A 16257-nucleotide genomic window follows, 5' to 3' on the forward strand; every position below is an offset into this window, starting at 1 on the left:
GAGGAGGGCCGCGATCTCGCCGTCGTGCGCGCCGAGATCGGCATGGTGTTCCAGTCCTTCAACCTCTTCGCGCACAAGAGCATCCTGGACAACGTGACCATGGGTCCCGTCGAGGTGCTGGGAAGGCCCCGCAAGGAGGCCGAGGCCGAGGCGATGGAGCTCCTGAGGCGCGTGGGCGTGGCCGAGCAGGCGCAGAAGGTGCCGGCCCAGCTCTCGGGCGGGCAGCAACAGCGCGTGGCCATCGCGCGCTCGCTGGCCATGCACCCCAAGGCCATGCTCTTCGACGAACCCACGAGCGCCCTTGACCCCGAGATGATCAACGAGGTCCTGGACGTCATGGTCGAGCTCGCCCGCCAGGGCATGACCATGGTGGTGGTCACGCACGAGATGAACTTCGCCCGCCGCGTGAGCGACCGCGTGGTCTTCATGGCCGACGGCCAAATCGTGGAGGAGGGCTCGCCGGCGGAGTTCTTCGACCATCCCAAGTCCCAGCGTGCGAGGGACTTCCTGGACTCCATCAAGGGCCACTAGGCGAGAGCTGCGGAGGTTCGGGCCGAGGGGGTGGTCCTCTTGGCTGTCGGCCCTGACCAGAGGGGGCGCCTCTCTCGCCCGCTTCTTCTCGTGTGCTTGAGTCAGCTGCGGACTTTGCCAAAAGGGAAGTCCGCAGCTGACTACGGCGCTTGCTACCATCCAAGGGTGCTTTGCGGGACTACATCCGGGCAAGGCAAGACTGACGAGGAGACCCATGACCAGCATCCTGTTCATCTGTCACGGCAACATCTGCAGGTCGACCATGGCGCAGTACGTGATGGAGCAGCTCGTGCGCGAGGCGGGGCTCGAGACGGAGTTCCGGATCGACTCCGCGGCGACCAGCCGCGAGGAGATAGGCAACGACGTCCATCCCGGCACCCGGAGGAAGCTCGAGCGCGAGGGCGTGCCCTGCGGGCACCATCGCGCCCGCCAGGTCACGCGTGCGGACTACGACTCCTTCGACTATCTGGTGATCATGGACGAGGAGAACCGCCGGGGCCTCTCGCGCATCATCGGCGACGACCCGGAAGGCAAGGTCTCGAAGCTCCTGGACTGGGCGGGGGAGGGTCGAGACGTGGCCGACCCCTGGTACACGGGCGACTTCGACGCAACGTATCGCGACGTGAGCGTTGGGTGCGCGGCGCTTCTCGCCCGGCTCGTCTGCGACGATCAGGCGCATTGACGCTGGGTACCAGTAAGGCGGACGACTTCATCTTGCTGGCGGAACGAAGTGCGCTGGCATAGCAGCTGGCATAGCGGAGAGGAAAGAGCCTGGCATGGACGTCAGAAACAAGAACATGCTGATACTGAGCGAACAGAGGCTGGCCGATAACATCTCGGTCGGGAAGTACTCCTACTACTCGCTGGACGACGACCCGGACACGGTCTTTGACCGGGACGTCGTCCATTACAACTATCCCGGCCATGGGAGCCTGAAGATAGGAAGCTTCGTCTCGATTGCGGTGGGCGTGGAGATAATCATGGGTGCGGCGAACCATGCGACCGACTGCTTCTCGTCCTTTCCCTTCAACCAGGTGAGCCTGGATTGGGCGCGCAGGACGACGATCGAGAAGAAGGACATGCCCGACAGGGGCGACACGATCATAGGCAACGACGTCTGGATCGGGCGTCAGGCGACCATCATGCCGGGCGTGCGCATCGAGGATGGGGCGATCATCGGCGCGCGTGCCGTGGTGGCCAAGGACGTTCCCGCATATGCGGTTGTCGTGGGCAACCCCGCCAAGGTCGTCAGGTTTCGCTTCGAGGACGAGACCATCGAGTTCCTCGAGGCCCTAAGGTGGTGGGACTTCAGCGACGGGCAGCTGGACCGTGCGATTCCCTATCTGACGAGCCTGGATTTGGATTCGAGTCGAGATGCCTTGCTTGCGATAAAGGCCGGCTTGTAGTCAGGGCGATCGGAGGAGAAGGGAGCGCCTCTCGCTCAGCTCGCCTGAGCGCGCCTGGCGCGCCACGCCGCAGCCATGGTCTCGAGTGCGTGATGGATGGCCATGACGGGGTGGTGCAGGAGCATGCGGGGTCCCGCCCAGCGCATCACCTCGCGGATCTGTTCCGCACGCGCCGGGGCGTAGCAGTGCGTGGGGCACTGCGAGCAGAAGGTCTTCGTCGCCATGTGGGGGCAGCGAGCTATGCGGGCGAGCGCGTAGTCGAGCAGGTTGGCGCATTCGTCGCACAGGCCGTCACGCGAGCCATGGAGCGCATGGCAGTGCAGGGCGATCATCTGCGAGACGACCTCGGCCTCGCGTCGGCGCTTTCTCTCGACCTTTTCGTCCTTGCCCAATTCGGCCCGCCCGTTCCGTCGCCCGACGAAGTCATTCGTTGAGTCCATTAGTCAAGACTAACTTCGGGGTCGCGAGAGCGCAAGCCGAGGGGGCGCTACTCCTCTGAGGCGGGGGAGACGTAGCCCGTGTCGATGGTGAGTTCCACGTCCGCGCCAGGCACGCGCCTGCGCACGATGGCCTCGACCGCCTGGCGCAGCTCGTCGTCCGAGATGTCCACGCCGTCCGGCTTCCTGCAGTCCAGTCGCACGCGCATGAGTCCCCGGTCCCGCCAGAAGTCCACGTCGTGGACGCTCAGGCGCCGGTCGAGCCCAGCGAGCTCGCCCGAGACCCAGTTGCGCAGGTCATCGCTGCCGACCTCGGTCTCGATGGGGTCGCAGTGCAGGATGATGCGCAGGTGCTCGTCCTGAAGCAGCTCCCGTTCGATCCGGTCCAGGACCAGGTGGCTCTGCCGCACGGTGGCGTCCGCAGCCATCTCGACGTGGGCACTGGCAAACTGCCTTCCGGGACCGTAGTCGTGAATCAGCAGGTCATGCGTGCCCAACACCCCCGGATATGACATGATCCTCTCGTACACCCGCTGCACCAGCTCGGCGGAGGGCGTCTGGCCCATGAGGGGGTCCACGGTGTCGCGCAACAGGCCGATGCCGCTCGCCACGATGAAGGCGGCGACGGCAAGTCCCGCCCAGCCGTCCAGGTCGCGTCCGCTTGCCGCGGAGGCGAGCGAGGCGAGAAGGACGGCCGAGGTGGCGATGACGTCATTCCTGGAGTCGACGGCCGTGGCCTCGAGCACGCCCGAGCCGATGCGTCGGGCGAGCGACCTGTTGAAGCGTGCCATCCACAGCTTTACCACGATGGAAAGGAGCAGGATTCCCACGGTCACCAGGTCGAGGCCGGGGGCCTGGGGGGCGAGGATCCTCTCCACCGAGGAGCGGGCGAGCTGCACGCCGACGGCCACGACCAGGACCGCCACCACCATGCCAGCGAGATACTCGTAGCGGCCGTGCCCGTAGGGATGGCCCTCGTCGGCAGGGCGGCTGGCGAGCTTGAAGCCGATGAGGCTCACCACGTTGCTCGAGGCGTCGGAGAGGTTGTTGATGGCATCGGCGACGATCGAGACGGAGCCCACCACGACGCCGACCATGCCCTTGGAGAGGCAGAGCAATACGTTGAGCACGATGCAGGTGACGCTCGAGAGCCTGCCGTAGCCCGAGCGCACCGCTGCCGACGAGGTGTTGTCCGCGTCCCTGACGAAGGTCCGCACCAGCCACTCAGTCATGGCCCTCCTTGTAGTGGGATGTGGCGGCCACGACATGGGCCAACGTTCGTCCCTCGACGAGAAGCTCGCAGGTTGCGCCTATGGCCATGCGCATGACCTCCTCGTCGTCTACGACGGTGTGGAGAAGAATCTTGTGAGACACCCGCTACCTCCTGACTCGACCGCCGCTCTGGAGTCCGTGGGCTTGCGATGCCCGGTAACGTGGAATGGTACCCCGAACCCGTCTTGGCGAACGGCATGCCGCCAATCATGTCTTTCTGGCTTTCTCACCATGCTAGTATGGATGCGTGACGCATGCAAAACGAAGGAGATAAGATGCCAGCCGTACAGGTGAGGGAGATGCCCCAGGACCTCTACGAGAAAGTGGCGGAGGAGGCGCGGCTCGAGCGCCGCTCCTTGGCGCAGCAGATGACAGTGATCGTCGAGGAGCACTTCGCAGAGGGGCGTGTCCTCCGTGAGCGGAACCGCCACATCGAGACCCCCGAGCTCGAGAGCCTAGGAATCCGCATCGAGGGGAATCGCGAGGAGCGCAGGGCGAGGCGCCGGCTTGTTCTCGAGAGGATTCGCTCGCGCGTCTGCTTCGAGCTCCCGGATGGCTTTCCCAACGCTGCGGAACTCGTGAGAGAGGACCGTGATACCCGATGATCGTGCTGGATTGCTCGGCGGCCGTGGAGATTGCCCGAGACAGTGCTGAGGGCAGGGCGCTTGCGGGACTGATGCATGAGGACGAGACCATTGTCGCGCCCTCCCTCCTGCTGGTAGAGGCGAGCAACGTCGCCTTCAAGTATTTCCGGGCGGGGCTGCTTGACAGGGCTGGTGCCCTGGCGCTTCTCGAAGACTCTCTCGCGCTCGTGGATGGCTTCGCGGACATGGCGGTGCTCGCCCGTGAGGCGCTGGGCGAGTCCATGAGGCTGGGCCATCCCGCCTACGACCTCTTTTACCTGGTGCTCGCTCGTAGGCTCGGGGCAACGCTCTTCACCTTGGACAAGGGGCTCCTGTCACTTTGCGAGGAGTGTGGCGTCGACACTGTGCACGAGCTGCCGACTGACGGGGAATGAGGCCAACCGTGCGGATTGGGCATGGGGTTTGCCAATGTGTCCGGGGCGGGGGTTAGACTCTTACGGACGCCACCGACCTCAGGAGTGCAATGCCCAGCTTCGACGAGTTCCAGACCAGCCTCTTTGGCAGTGACCTTACGACCGCGCCCGTGCCCACGATGCCGGCGCATCCCGCCCGGCCCGATGCTGCGACAGCCCCCGTGGCTGCCGATGCGGCCCGTGCCGCGGAAGAGCCCGCCTGGGTCCCGCCCGCGAACCCCCGCGCCGCGCAAGGCGGCGTGGACCTCGCGGGCCTCAACCCCGCCCAGCGCAGGGCGGCGGAGTGCACGAAGGGGCCCCTGCTGGTGCTCGCTGGTGCGGGGTCGGGCAAGACGCGCGTCCTCACCTTCCGCATCGCCCACATGATCCAGGACGAGGGGGTGCGACCCTGGCAGGTCCTGGCCATCACCTTCACCAACAAGGCTGCGGCCGAGATGCGCGAGCGCCTGGGCAAGCTCCTGCCTGGTGGTACCCGCGGCATGTGGGTCTGCACCTTCCACGCCATGTGCGTGCGCATGCTCCGCGAGGACGGCGAGCGCCTGGGCTACCGGGGCAACTTCAGCATCTACGACGACGACGACTCGAAGCGCCTGGTCAAGTCCATCATGTCGGACCTCGACATAGACCAGAAGCAATGCCCGCTCCCCGCCATCCGCTCGCTCATCAGCAAGGCGAAGAACGCGCTCGTCTCGCCCGACGAGATGGAGGCGCAGGCCAAGTCGCCCGTCGAGCGCGCGGCCGCTCGCGTGTACCACTCCCTCGAGCGCCGCCTCGCCCGGGCCAACGCCATGGACTTCGACGACCTCCTGGTCAAGACCTTCGAGCTCCTCTCCAAGTATCCCGAGGTGCTCGACTCCTACCAGGAGCGCTTCCGCCAGATCAGCGTGGACGAGTACCAGGACACCAATGGCGTGCAGTACGCCATCACCAACCTCCTGGCGCGCAAGTACAAGAACCTCATGGTCGTGGGCGACGACGACCAGTCCATCTACTCCTGGCGCGGCGCCGACATCCAGAACATCCTGAGCTTCCGCAAGGACTACCCGGGGGCCACGGTGGTGAAGCTCGAGCAGAACTACCGCTCCACCGGCCACATCCTGAGCGCCGCCAACGCCGTGGTGTGCAACAACTCGCGTCGCGAGGCGAAGCGCCTGTTCACGGATGGTGGCGATGGCGAGAAGATCGAGGTCTTCCAGGCCTCCGACGAGCGCGACGAGGGACGTTGGATCGGCTCCGAGATAGAGAAGCTGCACGACCAGGGCACCAGCTACGACGACGTGGCAGTCTTCTACCGGACCAACGCGCAGTCGCGCATTCTCGAGGACATGTTCCTGCGCGCGGGCGTGCCCTACAAGATCGTGGGTGGCACGCGCTTCTTCGACCGCGCAGAGATCCGTGACGTGATGGCATACCTCAAGCTCGTCGTGAACCCCAACGACGACGTGAGCGCCCTGCGCGTGGTCAACACGCCGAGGCGCGGCATCGGCAGCACCTCGATCCGCAAGATCCAGCAGTACGCCGCCGAGGAGGGCATCTCGTTCTTCGCCGCCGCGGAGGCCTGCGTGGACGAGCCTGGCATCGTGGGCGCAAAGGCCCGAGGCGGCCTCGCCCAGTTCACCGGCGCCATCGAGGTCGCCCGTCACTTCTCGGGCGACCTGGGCGACGTGGTCCAGATGATCGTGGAGCGCTCGGGCCTCATAAAGGCGCTCGAGGCGGAGCAGACGGTCGAGGCGGACAGCCGCATAGAGAACATCAAGGAGTTCTTCGGTGTCGCGCAGGAGTTCGACGAGACTCACGACGACGTCACCGAGACGTTGGAGAGCCTGCGCCAGCTTCGCGAGGCCGGCGCCCTCGACCTCGCCGACGCCCCTGACGTGTCGGCGGACCAAGCTCCCGCAGCTGCCGTCTCTCCGTCCTCTGACAGTGAGTCGCCTTGGCGAGCGAGCGAAGCGAACGTCGAACTGCCAGAAGACAGAGAGATGCCACCTGCAGCCGCGGAGAAGCTTCCCGCCCTCATGGAGTGGCTCGCCCTGCGCTCCGACCTCGACTCCCTGGCGGGCCAGTCCAGCGCCGTCACCATGATGACCGTGCACTCCGCCAAGGGACTGGAGTTCCCCGTCGTCTTCGTGGCCGGCCTCGAGGAGGGCATCTTCCCGCACCGTGCCCATGAGGGGGACCCCGAGAGCATCGAGGAGGAGAGGAGGCTCGCCTACGTCGCCATCACGCGTGCGGAGAGGCGGCTCTATCTCACCTATGCCGCGACGCGCAGGACCTTTGGCTCGGTCTCGACGAACCCACGCAGCCGCTTCCTGAACGAAATTCCCGCGGAGGACGTCCATGCCACCGGTGTGGGCTCCTCGGGCTTCAGCGGCGTGGGCTGGGAGAAGCGTGGCGACCGCCATGGAACCTACGGTTCCGGACGTGGCTCGGAGGTCTACGGAGGGCACGTCTTCGGCTCGCGGACCCGTTCGACCGGAGGCTCTCCCGCGGCCCGTCCCACGGGTCCGGCTCCGATCCAGCGCGACCGCGCGAAGGCGGCCGAGAGCTTTGCCCCCGGGGACCGCGTCTCTCACAAGACCTTTGGTCCTGGCGTCGTGAAGTCCGCCTCGGGGGACACGATCGAGGTCTTCTTCAGCCGGACGGGCAAGACGAAGAAGCTGATGAAGGGCTTCGCTCCCATCGTCAAGATCGAGGGCTAGCGGCTCAGGCGCCCAGCAGCTCAGGCGCCCAGCAGCTCGAGGGTCTTTCGCACGATTGCCGCGCAGTCGTGGGCGGCCTTGCGCTCGAAGCTGGGGTAGTCCTGCTGTGCCGAGCCGTCCGCCTTGTCGCTGATCGCACGCACGATGGCAAAGGGGATGCCGTTCAGCCAGCAGGCATGCGCGATGGACGCGCCCTCCATCTCGCAGCAGTCGGCCTGGAACTCTTGGACGATGCGGTCCTTCTGGCCCTGGCCGCTCACGAACTGGTCGCCCGAGGCGACTCGTCCCTCTATGCAAGAGATGCCCAGGTCAAGTTGGCTTACGGCGCGAGCCACGGCAGAGACGAGCCCCTCGCTTGCCGGGAAGGCCACGACGGGGAGGCCGGGCACCTCTCCCTTGGCGTATCCCAGCGCGCTCACGTCCATGTCGTGGTGGACGGCGTCGTGCGAGACGAGGATGTCTCCGATGTCGAGGCGGGCGTTGAGCGAGCCGGCGACGCCGGTGTTGATGACGTGCGTGACGTCGAAGCGGACCGCCAGGGCCTCCGCACAGACGGCTGCGTTGACCTTGCCCACGCCGCAGCGCACCACCACGACGGGAACACCTTCGAGAGTGCCCTCGTGGAACTCCATACCCGTGAGACTCGTGACCTCGTCGTCCGCGATGCCCGCGACGAGACTCTCGACCTCGACCTCCATGGCGCCGATGATTCCGACCTTCATGTGCGGCTCCTCCCTGCCATGCCGTGCGATTTGGCTTTCTTGTGCTCCATTCGTCGACGTCACGGATTCTAGGCCTTCGAGCGGAGTTTCGTACGAGCGTCCGGGGCTGCCGGGAGCGCCCAGTGCGTGTTGGCAGTCACCGACGACGTCCGACGTGCGCCATGCGCCATCGGCTACGCCCAACGCGCGCCGTCGGCGGTACACGACACGCGTTGGACGTCGTGGGGAGAAACTCGCGCGTGTCCGACGTTACGGAACGACGCTCGTGCGCGCTGGGTGTCGTCACACGTGCCGGAAGCCCGGACGTCGTGGTATGCGAAACGAATCCAGGAGGCGCTCGAAGTAGTCTGCGTTGCAGACGTCCGCGAACGAGAAGCGAACGACCCTTGCCGACCGTGTGAGCCTCGACTCCCTCAGCCTCTCTGCCGAGAGCAGCTCGACGGCGTCTCGTCCCTGCGTCATGGCCGGATCGACGTACTTCTGCCGTCCGTCGAGTTCACCGACGACCATGCTTCCGTCCGAGAGCCTCCACAGGAAGTCGACGCGGCTACCTTTGCCAGTGAGAGGGTCGACGAACTCCACCTGCAGTTCAGGTACGACGAAGCCGAGCTCTATCATCCGCGCACGGGCGATTGACTCGCCACCACTCTCGGAACGGGGGTCGGCATGCGAGAGGGTGAGACGCGCCTGCCTGATGCCGCGCCGTCCGGCGCCAAGCCGGCCGAGGGCCTTGTCGAGTGAGTCCGTATGCGATTCCAGGCGCCGCAGCGTCGCGTCAGCTACCGCCAGACCGTCTCCGAAGTCCATCGAGAGAAGGCAGTCGACGGCACTTCGCTCCAGGGAGGTCACCCTGATGCCCGAGGCGAACGTCGTTTCTCCAGCATCGGTGGCGTGCCATCGCACGAGGCCGCGGGAGTGACGCCCGCTGCCAAGGTGGCAGACGTGTACGTGGGAGAGCTGTCGGTGGGACACGGGGAGGCCGTGAGCGAGTGCGGCGGTCGCGTCGCAGAAAGTCCAGTCAGGGTGCATTGCGCCGAGGGAACGTGCGAGCCTCAGCTGTTGCTCCCCGATTCCAAGGGACTGCCATAGCTCGCTGTGGACGAAGACCCCCGGATAGGGGCTGTGCAACATGCCACTATGCACGAGCCGTCCCATTGCCTCCCTGTCGGTTCTGCCGAGCATGCAGGCGAAGCGTCCGTTGCGATCCGCCTCGTCGAGCCGCGCGTCGATCCTGTTGAGGAAGTCCTCTCTCCTCGGCATGGCCCGTGTCCCCTTCACAACGTGTGATGCCTTTTTCTGGTCGGTCAGGCCCTGGGACTTGCCATAGGGCCGTAACAACCACCGTACGTGGGGCACGCGCGGATTTAGGATACGGAATAAAACGTGCTTGCACGAGACTTGCATGCAGCTTGCACCAGACTGGTGTGCGACTTCGTGAGCTGCGGAAAGGCCAGGCTGAATGATGCGTGGCGTTCCTTGGCAAGGGAGGGTGGCGAGAATTCCGTGACGCCCGCCGTCCAAAGACGACCGCTGACGGTGCCCGGCGCTCGCCGTGGTGCCGTCGGCATGTTGTGAGTGTTTGCCACCTGCGCTTTCATGTGTCGTTCGGTCAAAAAGTGTCAGTCATCGTCGGCGCTCGGTGCGCATGAGGCAACTGACTGTGCTCAACGCGCGCCGCGCGCCGCCGAAAACGCCCGACGCGCGCCGCCCCCAACCGAGAGCGTCCAGCGCGTCTTATGTTCCACTGACGGCGCCCGATGCGTGCCGTGTACCGCCGACGGCGCCCAACGTGTGCCGAATGCAGTCGAAAGCGTCCAATGCGCCCGAGAGCGTCACGTTTGCCCAGTTGGGCGATTGCCGAAAAACGCGTTCGACGTTGTCGAGCGAAATTCGCACGCGCTCGACGTTATTGGTGACGTATGGCGCGCGTCGGGCGCAGTCGGGTGATGCTTACGCGTGCTGGACGTAGTCGATGCAGCGAGGCACGCATTTGACGTTGCGAGGGCGATGCTCGCGCGCGTTTGACGTAGTGGCGGATGAGAGGCGCGCGCCGGACGTAGTGGCAGCCGAGAAGTGCGCACTGGGCGTCCTGGGAGGCATGACTTGAGCGCAGGAGACGGTCGAGTGCGCAATCTCCGGTGGCGCCAGGTCCTACGCTCCGGTGGGATAGCTCATGTGAGCCTCGTCGATGCCGCGCAGCGTCCCCTCAAGGTAGCGCCGTGCCCACCAGCGCGCCTGTGCGAGGTCGCTGTCGTGCCAGTTGCCGCACTCCTCGGGTCGGGCGCCGGGCACCTCGCCCTCGAAGCCCTCGATGAACTCGAAGAGCCTCGTCACCAGGCCAATCACGTCCTTGGACTCGAGCAGGCCAAAGAGCAGCAGGTAGAAGCCAGTGCGGCAGCCCATGGGCCCGAAGTAGACCACGCGGTCGGACCACTCGGGATCGTTGCGCAGGAAGGTCGCGGCGAGGTGCTCGACCGCGTGCGCCGCGGCGGTGTCCATCGGCGGTTCCCGGTTGGGCGCGGTGAGGCGCAGGTCGAAGGTGGTCACGTCCACGCCCTGCCACGAGTCCACGCGCGACACGTAGACGCCCGGCTCGAGCGTGAGGTGGTCGATCTGGAAGCTGGCGATCTTCTCCATGCTTGTCCTCCTTGCCGGGGTCGCGCCCACGGCTGCGATGTCGTTTCCAGCAGATGATATGCCAGGTGAGAGCGACGCGTCAGGCGAGGGCAGAACATCAGGCGAGAGTGGCGTGCGGCCTTCGCCGCGGCCTCCTGCCTACGTCATGCGTCGCGGGCGTCAACATCACCATGGCTCACAACGCCTAGGCCTGCCCGACCTCGGCCCGCGCGAGCCAGGCACGCCTCGCCAGCGCCCGCGCCAGGGTGTCCACGGCGGCCGCGGGCACAACGTCGTCGCGCACGTGGAGGTGCACCACGCCCCGTGCGCCAAACGGTGTGAGCTCCCCGAAGGTCAGCTCCACGTCGAACTCCGGGTCGAGCTGCCCTGCGAGCAGCGTTTGGGCCAGCCCGCGCACCTCCTCCGTCACGGCGTCCAGGTCCGCGCCCGGCGCGACCACGAGCGGCAGGTCGGCCACGGTCACCTGCCAGCGGGTCCTGCGCGTCAGCGCCGTCTTGTTGAGCACCGAGTTGGGGATGAGCTGGAGCTTGCCGTCCCGCGCGCGGACCATGGTGGACCTCCAGGTCACGTCCACCACCTCGCCCGAGATGTCACCGACGGTCACCTGGTCCCCGGGCCTCACCACGTGCGCCACCATGAGCCCCAGGCCACCCACCAGGTTGGATATGGTGTCCTGCAGGCCGAGCGAGACCACGAGCGAGGTGACGCCCAGCGCCGTGACGAAGGCGGTGGGCTCCACGCCGAAGACGGGCTTGAGCACTCCCAGGAGGGCGAAGGACCACACCAGCGCCCTCAGGAGGTTGACGAAGATCGACGCGGAGGGCACGTTGGAGCCGTCAAGCGCCTTGCGCGCGGCACGCACCACGAAGTGCTGCACCACCAGGGCGATGCCCAGCACCACGACCAGGAAGCCCGCCCTCGTGGCGAGCTCCCCCAGGCCGAGGCCCAGCACGCTCGTCTCATCCAGAGCCGTCACGCCCGTCGCCTACGCCTCCTGCGCGCCCATGCCCACGAGATCCGGGCCGGTATGGACCAGAAGGTCGGCCGAGAGCTCGTAGCGCTGGACGGAGGCGACGTTGGGCACCTTCTCGCGGATGCGCGTCTCGAGGTCATCGAGCAGGTCCTTGGTGTTGATGGAGGCGCAGAGCCCGATGTGGCAGCGCTCGTAGCGGCCCGCCTTCTCGGCGCAGAGCTCGACCATGGTCGAGAGGGCCTTCTCCCATCCGCGGGCCTTCTTGGCCATGACGTAGTAGCCACCCTCGTCGCAGGTGAGCACCGGCTTGATGTTGAGCATGCTGCCTATGCGGTAGATGTGCTTGTTGATGCGCCCGCCCTTGTAGAGGTACTCGAGCGACTTGACGGCAAAGAACACGTCGGTCTTCTCGGCCACGTCGGCGAGGCGGTCCCCCAGCTCCTCGTAGGGCACGCCGGCCTCGATCATCTCGACCGCGCGCTCCACCACGAAGCCGGCCATCATGCCGATGGACTTCGTGTCGACCACGGTGACGGGGAAGTCCATGGACTCCGCGACCATGTGTGCCGTCTGGTTGGTGGCCGAGAGCGCGCTCGCGATGGTCACCACGACGGCGCTTTGGTAGCCGTCGTCGCGCGCCTGCTCGATCGTGGCCTGGATCTGCTTGGGCGACGGCAGCGAGGTGGTGGGAATCTCTTCGGCGAGCCGCCTCACGACCTCGTCGGGGCTTATGTCCACGCCGCTCTGGAAGGTCGAGCCGTCCGAGTAGATGATGCGCAGAGGCACCACCCGGACGTCGTGCATCCGGGCGAACGTCGCGTCGACGTCGGTTCCGGAATCGGTGATCACGGCGATGCGTTGATCGTTCATGGCGCCTGCGCCCTCCCGGGTCTGCGGCCTGCTGGGATGGGGCGAAGGAGACGTCGCCCTACGTCGATGGTAGGGCATGGGCGCGCCTCCTGCATGCCGCGGCGGCAGAGGGTCCCTCGCCTTGGGCGAGTGATGGAAACGGCCCCAGGCCCATCCGAAGGCGAGAGGGGCATGGGTAAGCTATAGGGACGGCCCCGCACGGGAGGTCGGCGCCAGCGGGCGCCGGGCCACGGGTCCAGACACGAACCAGACACGAACCAGACACGAACCAGACACGAACACGCATGCAGGGAGCGCAATGACCGACAAGAGGGAAGCGTCCGGCAAGAGGCACAGCGCAGCGGCGCTGCGTCGCCATCCGGGGATCATCAGGGAGCCGGCGGTGGTGAGGCGCCTCTCCCGCTCGAGCTCGATAGAGCGCATCACCAGCAACGGGACCATCGCCGCCGCCGTCATGGTCGCGGCGGCGCTGCTCGCCGTCGCCGTGGCAAACTCCCCGGCCTACCTGCTGGTGCACGAGTTCCTCGAGGCGCCGCTCGTCCTCGGGCTGGGCCCCGTCGTCGCCTCCATGAGCGTCGAGGCCTTCGTGAACGACTTCCTCATGGCCATCTTCTTCCTCCTCGTGGGCATCGAGCTCAAGTACGAGATGACCGTGGGCCAGCTGCGCCGTCCCCGCCAGGCGGCGCTGCCCATGCTCGCGGCGGTGGGCGGCGTGTGCGTGCCCGCGGCCATTTACCTGGCCCTCAACTGGGGCGGCGCGCACCACGGCTGGGCCATACCCATCGCCACGGACATCGCCTTCGCCCTGGGCGTCATGTCGCTTCTGGGAGACCGCGTCGCGCCCGAGACCAAGGTCTTCTTCCAGACCCTGGCCATCGCCGACGACATCCTGGCCATCGTGGTCCTTGCGCTCTTCTACGGCCAGGCGATCGACGTGAGCTGGTGCGCGGCCGCGCTGCTCATGGTGCTCCTGCTCGCCGCGCTCAGCGGCATGAGGGTCTACTCCGCCAAGCCCTACCTGGTCGTGGGCGTGGGTCTCTGGCTCTGCATGTACAACTCGGGCATCCACGCAACCCTTGCCGGCGTGGTCCTGGCCTTCTTCCTCCCCGCCAAGTCCGACGTCAGGCTCTCGGGCCTCAGGGACTGGCTGGGCCACCAGGCGGGCAGCCTGGACGAGCGCTACGACGACTCGAGCCACGTTCTGGGCCAGCACGACTTCACCGAGGCGGCCGTCCGCGTGGAGAAGGTCATGCACCACGTGACCCCGCCCCTGCAGCGCGTCGAGCGGCTCATCTCGGTCCCGGTGAACTTCCTCATCCTGCCCCTCTTCGCCTTCGCCAACGCCCAGGTGCGCCTGGTGGGCACCGACCTCGGCCTGGTGCTGGGCGACCACGTGGCGCAGGGCGTCTTCCTGGGGGCCGTCCTGGGCAAGCCCCTGGGCATCATCCTGGTCACCTGGGTCCTGGTGAGGGTGGGCTTCGCCCGGCTGCCACGCCGCGTGAGCTGGGACCAGATCTTCGCTGTGGGCATCATGGGAGGCATGGGCTTCACCATGTCCATCCTCATTGCCGGGCTGGCCTTCCCCGACCCCGAGGAGGTCGTGGCCGCCAAGTGCGCCATCCTGGCGGGCTCCTTCGCGGCAGCGCTCCTGGGCATCGCCTTCGTGCGGGTGAGCGAGCGGGTGCTGGCGGCGCGCGACGAGAGCGGACCCGCGGGGGCGTCAGAGGCGTCGTCCGCGGCCGGCGACGGCGCGGGCGGCACGTCCGACGGGGTCGCCGGAGGGCACGCCTCAGGGCGAGAGGAGCGTGGCTAGCATGGGCAGGCGCGCCGGCCAGGGCCTCAACCCCTTCGCGCCCCTTCCCGACGGCGCCTCCGGCGGCCGGGGCGTCCCTCCCGAGTGGGCGGCCCCGGCAGCGGAGTACGGCGAGCTCCAGCGCCTGGTGGACGCGGTCTTCGAGGACGCGCCCGGGGGAATGGTGAGCCGCATGGACCTCGTCCTCCGTGCCCAGCTGGTCGACCTCCCGGACGACCTCGCCGAGGTCGTCGAGCTCATGCCCAGCGGGAGCTACACCCGCCCCAGGCTCTGCGACCAGATGAACTCGATCATCACTGCGCACGGCTGGGGGTCGGTCTACGGGACGGTCCAGTAGGGACGGCCCCCCGGACCATCTTGGCCCCGGCCCAGGGTACGGGCGAGGGCCGCCTCCTTGGCCGCCGTCTCCGCGGCCGCGAAGGTTTCGCCTCCCTTGCCGATTTCCCGGCGCGTCCCGTGGCCCCGCCGGGCGGGGATATACTTCTTGCGCAGACCAGAGCCGAGGAGGAAGCCATGGCAAACGCCTACGAGCAGCTGATGGACGCAGAGCTGGATGCCGAGCTCGCACGCCTGGAGACGCAGGCGGACGAGACGGTCGCGCAGGGACTCAAGCTGGACATGGCCCGCGGGAAGCCCTCGCCGGAGCAGACCGCGCTCTCGCGTCCCATGCTCGACCTCGTCAGCTCCTCCACGCCCCTCGTGGACGGTGACGCCATCGTCGACAACTACGGCACGCCCGAGGGCCTGCCCTCCGCACGTCGCCTCGCGGCCCAGATCCTGGGCGTCGACGCCAAGAACGTCGTGGTCTCCGGCTCCTCGAGCCTCAACCTCATGCACGACCTCGTGGCCCACGCCTTCGTCCATGGCGTGGGCGGCTGCGAGCCCCTCTGCCGCCAGGGCGAGGTCAAGTGGCTCTGCCCCAGCCCGGGCTATGACCGACACTTCGCCGTCACGGCGAGCTTCGGCATCAAGAACGTCCCGGTGCCCATGGGCGAGGACGGGCCCGACATGGACCTGGTCCAGGACCTCGTGGAGGGCGACCCCACGGTCAAGGGCATCTGGTGCGTCCCCAAGTACGCCAACCCCACGGGCGTCACCTACTCCGATGAGGTCGTCCGCCGCTTCGCGGGCCTGAGGCCCGCCGCGCCCGACTTCCGCATCTACTGGGACAACGCCTACGTCGTCCACTGCTTCGAGGGCCGGGACGACGCGCTCCTCGACATCTTCGCGGCCATCGGGAAGGCGGGCGGGTCGCGCCTCGCCTATGAGTTCGGCTCCACGGCGAAGGTCACCTTCCCCAGCTCGGGCATGGCCTTCGTCGCCGCAGACGACGAGGACATCGCCGAGGTCAGGGCCGCCTTCGCGGTCGAGCGCGTGAGCTCCGAGAAGTTCTCGCAGCTGGCGCACCCCCTCTTCCTGCACGACCTCGAGGGAGTGAGGGAGCACATGGCCAGGCATGCGGCCATCGTGGGCCCGCGCTTCGCGCTGGTGGAGCAAAAGCTCCAGGAGGGCCTGGGCGGCATGGGCCTCGCCAGCTGGACCCACCCGCACGGCGGCTACTTCGTCTCGTTCGACGGCCCGGAGGGGTCGGCGAGGCGCATCGTCGCCCTCATGGGCGAGCTGGGCGTGAAGCTCACGCCCGCGGGGGCCACCTGGCCCTACGGCAGGGACCCCCGAGACTCCAACATCCGCATAGCCCCCACCTACCCCTCGCTCGAGGACCTCGGCCGCGCGCTCGACGTCTTCGTGCTCGCGGTGCGCCTCGTCTGTGCCCGGATGGAGGGCGAGAGGCGCGCCCGCTGATTGGGATTTGGGTCCATCTCAGGGTTTTGGGTAGAAT

Annotated in this window: 17 protein-coding genes; 9 read left to right on the forward strand and 8 right to left on the reverse strand. The window is 67.1% G+C overall.

Translation table 11 applies throughout. The annotated features are described in order from the left end of the window. The 3 genes from Q5923_RS08310 to Q5923_RS08320 all read left to right on the forward strand — a co-directional run. A partial coding sequence (locus tag Q5923_RS08310; protein WP_303133429.1) for an amino acid ABC transporter ATP-binding protein occupies nucleotides 1–531 on the forward strand: 531 nt, incomplete at its 5' end. A gap of 214 nt (nucleotides 532–745) precedes the next feature. Continuing rightward, the gene (locus Q5923_RS08315) at nucleotides 746–1213 is read left to right on the forward strand and encodes a low molecular weight protein-tyrosine-phosphatase (protein WP_303133431.1); all 468 of its coding nucleotides are present in this window, start codon (nucleotides 746–748) and stop codon (nucleotides 1211–1213) included. Between the two features lie 94 nt (nucleotides 1214–1307). After that, nucleotides 1308–1937 (forward strand): CatB-related O-acetyltransferase, encoded by a 630-nt coding sequence (locus tag Q5923_RS08320; protein ID WP_303133433.1) that lies wholly within the window; start codon nucleotides 1308–1310, stop codon nucleotides 1935–1937. A 35-nt stretch (nucleotides 1938–1972) separates the two neighbouring features. On the opposite strand, the gene Q5923_RS08325 is transcribed toward Q5923_RS08320, so the two are convergent. The 3 genes from Q5923_RS08325 to Q5923_RS08335 form a co-directional block, all read right to left on the reverse strand. Then, a complete protein-coding gene (locus tag Q5923_RS08325; protein WP_303133435.1) occupies nucleotides 1973–2329 on the reverse strand; it encodes a nitrous oxide-stimulated promoter family protein in 357 nt (118 codons plus the stop codon). Nucleotides 2330–2424: 95 nt separating this feature from the next. Continuing rightward, the gene (locus Q5923_RS08330; RefSeq protein ID WP_009278755.1) at nucleotides 2425–3606 is read right to left on the reverse strand and encodes a cation diffusion facilitator family transporter; all 1182 of its coding nucleotides are present in this window, start codon (nucleotides 3604–3606) and stop codon (nucleotides 2425–2427) included. After that, entirely contained in the window at nucleotides 3599–3748 is a 150-nt protein-coding gene (locus tag Q5923_RS08335) for a hypothetical protein (RefSeq protein WP_009278756.1), read from the reverse strand. Before Q5923_RS08335 ends, Q5923_RS08330 begins: the two co-directional genes overlap by 8 nt. A 173-nt stretch (nucleotides 3749–3921) precedes the next feature. On the opposite strand from Q5923_RS08335, the gene Q5923_RS08340 reads away from it, so the two are divergent. The 3 genes from Q5923_RS08340 to Q5923_RS08350 all read left to right on the forward strand — a co-directional run bounded on the left by Q5923_RS08340 (nucleotide 3922) and on the right by Q5923_RS08350 (nucleotide 7402). Next, nucleotides 3922–4251 carry a hypothetical protein gene (locus tag Q5923_RS08340; protein WP_062530603.1) on the forward strand — a complete coding sequence of 110 codons (330 nt, stop codon included), beginning with the start codon at nucleotides 3922–3924 and terminating at the stop codon, nucleotides 4249–4251. Next, nucleotides 4248–4664 (forward strand): type II toxin-antitoxin system VapC family toxin, encoded by a 417-nt coding sequence (locus tag Q5923_RS08345; protein ID WP_072500111.1) that lies wholly within the window; start codon nucleotides 4248–4250, stop codon nucleotides 4662–4664. Before Q5923_RS08340 ends, Q5923_RS08345 begins: the two co-directional genes overlap by 4 nt. A gap of 89 nt (nucleotides 4665–4753) precedes the next feature. Next, nucleotides 4754–7402, forward strand: a complete 2649-nt coding sequence (locus Q5923_RS08350; RefSeq protein ID WP_303133438.1) for an ATP-dependent helicase — start codon at nucleotides 4754–4756, stop codon at nucleotides 7400–7402. 20 nt (nucleotides 7403–7422) lie between these two features. On the opposite strand, the gene Q5923_RS08355 is transcribed toward Q5923_RS08350, so the two are convergent. The 5 genes from Q5923_RS08355 to Q5923_RS08375 form a co-directional block, all read right to left on the reverse strand. Then, on the reverse strand, nucleotides 7423–8124 hold the full coding sequence (locus tag Q5923_RS08355) for a 5'-methylthioadenosine/adenosylhomocysteine nucleosidase (protein WP_303133440.1): 702 nt from the start codon (nucleotides 8122–8124) through the stop codon (nucleotides 7423–7425). Nucleotides 8125–8406: 282 nt separating this feature from the next. Continuing rightward, a complete protein-coding gene (locus tag Q5923_RS08360; RefSeq protein ID WP_303133442.1) occupies nucleotides 8407–9384 on the reverse strand; it encodes a hypothetical protein in 978 nt (325 codons plus the stop codon). 891 nt (nucleotides 9385–10275) lie between these two features. Next, nucleotides 10276–10761 (reverse strand): S-ribosylhomocysteine lyase, encoded by a 486-nt coding sequence (locus tag Q5923_RS08365; RefSeq protein ID WP_009278762.1) that lies wholly within the window; start codon nucleotides 10759–10761, stop codon nucleotides 10276–10278. Nucleotides 10762–10945: 184 nt separating this feature from the next. Further along, a complete protein-coding gene (locus tag Q5923_RS08370) occupies nucleotides 10946–11737 on the reverse strand; it encodes a mechanosensitive ion channel family protein (protein WP_009278763.1) in 792 nt (263 codons plus the stop codon). 9 nt (nucleotides 11738–11746) lie between these two features. Then, nucleotides 11747–12604 (reverse strand): DegV family protein, encoded by an 858-nt coding sequence (locus Q5923_RS08375; RefSeq protein ID WP_303133445.1) that lies wholly within the window; start codon nucleotides 12602–12604, stop codon nucleotides 11747–11749. A 298-nt stretch (nucleotides 12605–12902) separates the two neighbouring features. Between Q5923_RS08375 and nhaA the strand changes: the two genes are divergently transcribed. From nhaA to Q5923_RS08390, 3 genes are all read left to right on the forward strand, one after another. Beyond that, nucleotides 12903–14417, forward strand: coding sequence for a Na+/H+ antiporter NhaA (nhaA, locus tag Q5923_RS08380; protein ID WP_303133447.1), 1515 nt, complete (start codon nucleotides 12903–12905; stop codon nucleotides 14415–14417). A gap of 1 nt (nucleotide 14418) precedes the next feature. Next, on the forward strand, nucleotides 14419–14754 hold the full coding sequence (locus Q5923_RS09580) for a 3-demethylubiquinone-9 3-methyltransferase (RefSeq protein ID WP_197414942.1): 336 nt from the start codon (nucleotides 14419–14421) through the stop codon (nucleotides 14752–14754). Nucleotides 14755–14930: 176 nt separating this feature from the next. Next, nucleotides 14931–16220 (forward strand): aminotransferase, encoded by a 1290-nt coding sequence (locus Q5923_RS08390; protein WP_303133449.1) that lies wholly within the window; start codon nucleotides 14931–14933, stop codon nucleotides 16218–16220. Nucleotides 16221–16257 lie beyond the last annotated feature (37 nt).

The organism is uncultured Olsenella sp. (assembly GCF_959602185.1).
In the GTDB taxonomy this organism is placed as follows: domain Bacteria; phylum Actinomycetota; class Coriobacteriia; order Coriobacteriales; family Atopobiaceae; genus Olsenella_I; species Olsenella_I phocaeensis.

Excerpts from the sequence above, each read along its gene's own strand:
- Q5923_RS08315 (WP_303133431.1), top strand. The coding sequence starts at position 746 with ATGACCAGCATCCTGTTCATCTGTCACGGCAACATCTGCAGGTCGACC.
- Q5923_RS08320 (WP_303133433.1), top strand. The coding sequence starts at position 1,308 with ATGGACGTCAGAAACAAGAACATGCTGATACTGAGCGAACAGAGGCTG.
- Q5923_RS08330 (WP_009278755.1), bottom strand. The coding sequence starts at position 3,606 with ATGACTGAGTGGCTGGTGCGGACCTTCGTCAGGGACGCGGACAACACC.
- Q5923_RS08340 (WP_062530603.1), top strand. The coding sequence starts at position 3,922 with ATGCCAGCCGTACAGGTGAGGGAGATGCCCCAGGACCTCTACGAGAAA.
- Q5923_RS08345 (WP_072500111.1), top strand. The coding sequence starts at position 4,248 with ATGATCGTGCTGGATTGCTCGGCGGCCGTGGAGATTGCCCGAGACAGT.
- Q5923_RS08350 (WP_303133438.1), top strand. The coding sequence starts at position 4,754 with ATGCCCAGCTTCGACGAGTTCCAGACCAGCCTCTTTGGCAGTGACCTT.
- Q5923_RS08355 (WP_303133440.1), bottom strand. The coding sequence starts at position 8,124 with ATGAAGGTCGGAATCATCGGCGCCATGGAGGTCGAGGTCGAGAGTCTC.
- Q5923_RS08360 (WP_303133442.1), bottom strand. The coding sequence starts at position 9,384 with ATGCCGAGGAGAGAGGACTTCCTCAACAGGATCGACGCGCGGCTCGAC.
- Q5923_RS08365 (WP_009278762.1), bottom strand. The coding sequence starts at position 10,761 with ATGGAGAAGATCGCCAGCTTCCAGATCGACCACCTCACGCTCGAGCCG.
- Q5923_RS08375 (WP_303133445.1), bottom strand. The coding sequence starts at position 12,604 with ATGAACGATCAACGCATCGCCGTGATCACCGATTCCGGAACCGACGTC.
- nhaA (WP_303133447.1), top strand. The coding sequence starts at position 12,903 with ATGACCGACAAGAGGGAAGCGTCCGGCAAGAGGCACAGCGCAGCGGCG.
- Q5923_RS09580 (WP_197414942.1), top strand. The coding sequence starts at position 14,419 with ATGGGCAGGCGCGCCGGCCAGGGCCTCAACCCCTTCGCGCCCCTTCCC.
- Q5923_RS08390 (WP_303133449.1), top strand. The coding sequence starts at position 14,931 with ATGGCAAACGCCTACGAGCAGCTGATGGACGCAGAGCTGGATGCCGAG.